The organism is Streptomyces sp. NPDC058964, assembly GCF_042741275.1.
In the GTDB taxonomy this organism is placed as follows: Bacteria; Actinomycetota; Actinomycetes; order Streptomycetales; family Streptomycetaceae; genus Streptomyces.
Map to the genome: position 1 here is coordinate 1 of NZ_JBHYKH010000668.1, position 4,189 is coordinate 4,189.

The following is a 4,189-nucleotide window of genomic DNA, read 5'->3' on the forward strand; positions in this document are numbered from 1 at the left end:
CTGCGCACGATCGTCCCCGGCCTCTACCCGGGCCGCACCCGGCACATCCACGTCAAGGCGCAGGCGCCCGGCCAGCCCGTGCTGACCACCCAGCTCTACTTCCCCGGTGAGCCCCGCAACAGCACGGACGCGATCTTCGACCCGGCGCTGCTGATGAACGTCCGCGACGCCGGCGGCGGCAAGGAGGCCACCTTCGACTTCGTCCTGAACGTGGACGGCGGCCCGGGCCCGGACCCCACCGACCCGCCCACCGACCCCCCGGGCGGCACCTGGGCGGGCGGGGCCGGCGCCCCCCGCCGGGGGCCGGGGGGGGGGGGCGGGCCGGCCGCGGGGGGGCCCCGCGGCCCCGCCCGAGGTCCGCTCCGGTTGCGCTGGGGAAACGCCCCCGGGCAACCGGAGACCCGCCGGTGGCGTCCTCATCAGGGAAGCCCCTAGAAGGGGGGCACAGGGGGCTTACGACACGCATCGTGCGCCTCCTGTGCGCCCTATGTCGCCACTGAACCTTCCTTCGATAGGCTGTAGTCAACCCGCCCGCTGCATATGCCTCCGCATAAGGCGCGGTGCCGCGCCGCCTCCGCGGCCCGAGGGTCCTCGACGTACGCATCGAATGTCATTCGACAATCACGCAGCTCAAGGAGAGTCATCGAGCGATGGCCGGTCCAGCCTTCCGCGCCGCCGCCGTCCGGGTGCGCGTTCCCGCCACCAGTGCCAACCTCGGCCCGGGCTTCGACGCCCTGGGCCTCGCACTGGGGCTCTACGACGACGTCGTCGTCCGGGTGGCCGACTCCGGGCTGCACATCGACATCGCGGGTGAGGGCAGCGAGACGCTGCCGCGAGACGAGAGTCACCTCCTCGTACGCTCCCTGCGCACGGCCTTCGATCTGCTGGGCGGACAGCCCCGCGGCCTCGAGATCGTGTGCGCCAACCGCATCCCGCACGGCCGTGGCCTGGGTTCCTCCTCCGCCGCGATCTGCGCCGGAATCGTCGCCGCGCGTGCCGTGACCATAGGCGGCGAGGCGAAGCTCGACGACGCGGCCCTGCTCGAGCTCGCCACGGAGATCGAGGGCCACCCCGACAACGTGGCAGCCTGTCTGCTCGGCGGCTTCACGCTCTCCTGGATGGAGGGCGGCGCCGCGCGGGCCATCAGGATGGAGCCCAACGATTCCATCGTTCCGGTGGTTTTCGTGCCCGGAAAGCCGGTCCTGACCGAGACCGCGCGCGGCCTGCTGCCGCGCACCGTGCCGCACGTCGACGCCGCCGCGAACGCGGGCCGCGCGGCCCTGCTCGTAGAGGCCCTGACCAGGCGCCCCGAGCTGCTGCTGCCCGCCACCGAGGACCGCCTCCACCAGGAGTACCGCGCCCCCGCCATGCCGGAGAGCGCGGCGCTGGTGGAGCGGCTGCGAGCCGACGGGATCCCGGCCGTCATCTCGGGCGCCGGGCCCACCGTCATGGCACTGGCCGACGCCGGCACCGCCGACAAGGTGGAGGCACTGGCCGGCACGGACTGGGCCGCCAACCGGCTGAGCCTGGATGTCCAGGGAGCGAGCGTGCTGCCGCTTGCGACCTGACACACGGTTGCCGGATTTGGAGAGGGGGAATGTTTGTTGGATCCGGTAGTGTTAACCTCAAGTCTGCACCCGACCCCACCATGGCGAGGTGCTTCGTGCCCCCGTCCGGGGCAGACATTCTTCCGGGAGCCTCCCAAGCCACTCATCGTTCCGTACGTCGTACCTGGGCAGTACGCCGTACGAGGGCGCTGAGCGGGCCGCTGGGCACGCTCCGGAATCGGTGCGACCGCGCCACGTGACACTGGGTGCCACGGCTCGTCGGGGGAGCGCCATCACCAGATATCTCTTCCGCCGCTTTGGCGGACCACCGCCCCGGCTTGGTCCACACAGCAAGGACCTATGCCGGACAGCACAACCGGTCGCCGAGCCAGACAGGCCGACGTCCGCTCCAGGGAAGGACCCTTCGTGAGCGACACCACCGATCTGATGGGCGCACGTGTCGAGGAGACCGCTGCCGCGCCCGCCACGGACGCCTCCGCGCCTGCCACCGGTGCCGGCTCCCGGCGGCGCCGCGGTACCGGCCTCGAGGGCATGGTGCTGGCCGAGCTGCAGCAGGTCGCATCCGGCCTCGGTATCAGGGGCACCGCGCGTATGCGCAAGAGCCAGCTGATCGAGGTCATCAAGGAGGCGCAGGCCGGCGGCGGAGCCGCCCCCAAGGCCGCGGCTCCCGCCGGGGACGCTGCCGAGACCAAGCCGAAGCGCCGGACCACCTCCCGGACCCGTACGGCCGACGAGGCGGCGGAGAAGAAGGCGGAGGGCAAGTCCGAGGCGCCCGCCGAGAAGGCCGTGGCGCAGCAGCAGATCGAGATTCCCGGACAGCCGGCCGGGGGCACCGTCCGCGCGGGCGAGGCCGAGCGCGGGGGAGATGATGCCCCGACCGAGCGGCGCCGTCGCCGTGCCACCGCCGAGGCGGGCAGCCCGGCGGGCGCTCAGGCGAGCAGCCCCGAGACGATCGCCGCCGAGGCGAAGAGCGAGGCCAAGGCCGAGACGCCGGCCGCGCAGGTGCAGGGCGAGGCCAGGGCGGACGCCGGTGACGGCGAGGGCCGTGGCCGCCGCGACCGCCGTGAGCGCGGCCGTGACCGCGGCGACCGCCGCAGCAAGGGCGACGAGCAGCAGGGCGGCGGCCAGGGCGGACGTCAGGACCGTCAGGACCGTCAGGACCGTCAGCAGCAGGGTCAGCAGCAGGGCGGCGGCCGTCAGGACCGGAACGCCGGTCCGCAGGACGACGACGACTTCGAGGGCGGCCGCCGTGGCCGCCGCGGCCGCTACCGCGACCGCCGTGGCCGCCGTGGCCGCGACGAGTTCGCCGGCAACGAGCCGCAGCTCGCCGAGGACGACGTCCTGATCCCCGTCGCGGGCATCCTGGACATCCTCGACAACTACGCCTTCATCCGTACGTCGGGCTACCTGCCGGGTCCGAACGACGTGTACGTCTCCCTCGCCCAGGTCCGCAAGAACGGCCTGCGCAAGGGTGACCACGTCACCGGCGCGGTTCGTCAGCCCAAGGAAGGCGAGCGCCGCGAGAAGTTCAACGCGCTGGTCCGTCTCGACTCCGTCAACGGCATGGCGCCCGAACACGGCCGTGGGCGCCCGGAGTTCAACAAGCTGACCCCGCTGTACCCGCAGGACCGCCTCCGCCTGGAGACGGACCCGGGCGTGCTGACCACCCGCATCATCGACCTCGTGTCGCCGATCGGTAAGGGCCAGCGCGGTCTGATCGTGGCCCCGCCGAAGACCGGCAAGACCATGATCATGCAGGCGATCGCCAACGCGATCACCCACAACAACCCCGAGTGCCACCTGATGGTCGTCCTCGTCGACGAGCGTCCGGAAGAGGTCACCGACATGCAGCGGTCGGTCAAGGGCGAGGTCATCTCCTCGACCTTCGACCGCCCGGCCGAGGACCACACCACGGTCGCCGAGCTCGCGATCGAGCGCGCCAAGCGCCTGGTGGAGCTGGGTCACGACGTCGTCGTGCTGCTCGACTCGATCACGCGTCTGGGCCGTGCGTACAACCTCGCCGCCCCGGCCTCCGGCCGCATCCTGTCCGGTGGTGTCGACTCGACCGCCCTGTACCCGCCGAAGCGCTTCTTCGGTGCGGCCCGCAACATCGAGGACGGCGGTTCGCTGACCATCCTCGCCACCGCGCTGGTGGACACCGGGTCCCGCATGGACGAGGTGATCTTCGAGGAGTTCAAGGGCACCGGCAACATGGAGCTCAAGCTCGACCGGAAGCTCGCCGACAAGCGCATCTTCCCCGCGGTGGACGTCGACGCGTCCGGCACCCGCAAGGAGGAGATCCTGCTCGGCAACGAGGAGCTGGCCGTCGTCTGGAAGCTGCGTCGCGTGCTGCACGCGCTCGACCAGCAGCAGGCGATCGAGCTGCTCCTCGACAAGATGAAGCAGACGAAGTCGAACGTCGAGTTCCTGATGCAGATCCAGAAGACGACGCCGACTCCGGGCAACGGAGACTAGTCGCTCCGCCGGGTCAGCCGAAGTCCCTCGGTTGTCAGTCGGCCGCGGCCTGGTCCGTGGCTTGATCGCGCCCACACGGCGGAGCCGCACATCGAAGCGGTCCCGCGCCTCTTCGGGGCGCGTTGAAGGCCGACCCCCGTCACATG

2 protein-coding genes and 1 pseudogene are annotated in these 4,189 nt (G+C 71.7%); all 3 read left to right on the plus strand.

The features are described from left to right. A pseudogene (locus tag ACFW2E_RS42595) lies at positions 1-435 on the plus strand (hypothetical protein); the annotation flags it as partial. A gap of 215 nt (positions 436-650) precedes the next feature. Further along, positions 651-1,568 (plus strand): homoserine kinase, encoded by a 918-nt coding sequence (gene thrB, locus ACFW2E_RS42600; protein WP_384476266.1) that lies wholly within the window; start codon positions 651-653, stop codon positions 1,566-1,568. A 405-nt stretch (positions 1,569-1,973) separates the two neighbouring features. Continuing rightward, a complete protein-coding gene (gene rho, locus ACFW2E_RS42605) occupies positions 1,974-4,043 on the plus strand; it encodes a transcription termination factor Rho (protein WP_384476269.1) in 2,070 nt (689 codons plus the stop codon). Positions 4,044-4,189 lie beyond the last annotated feature (146 nt).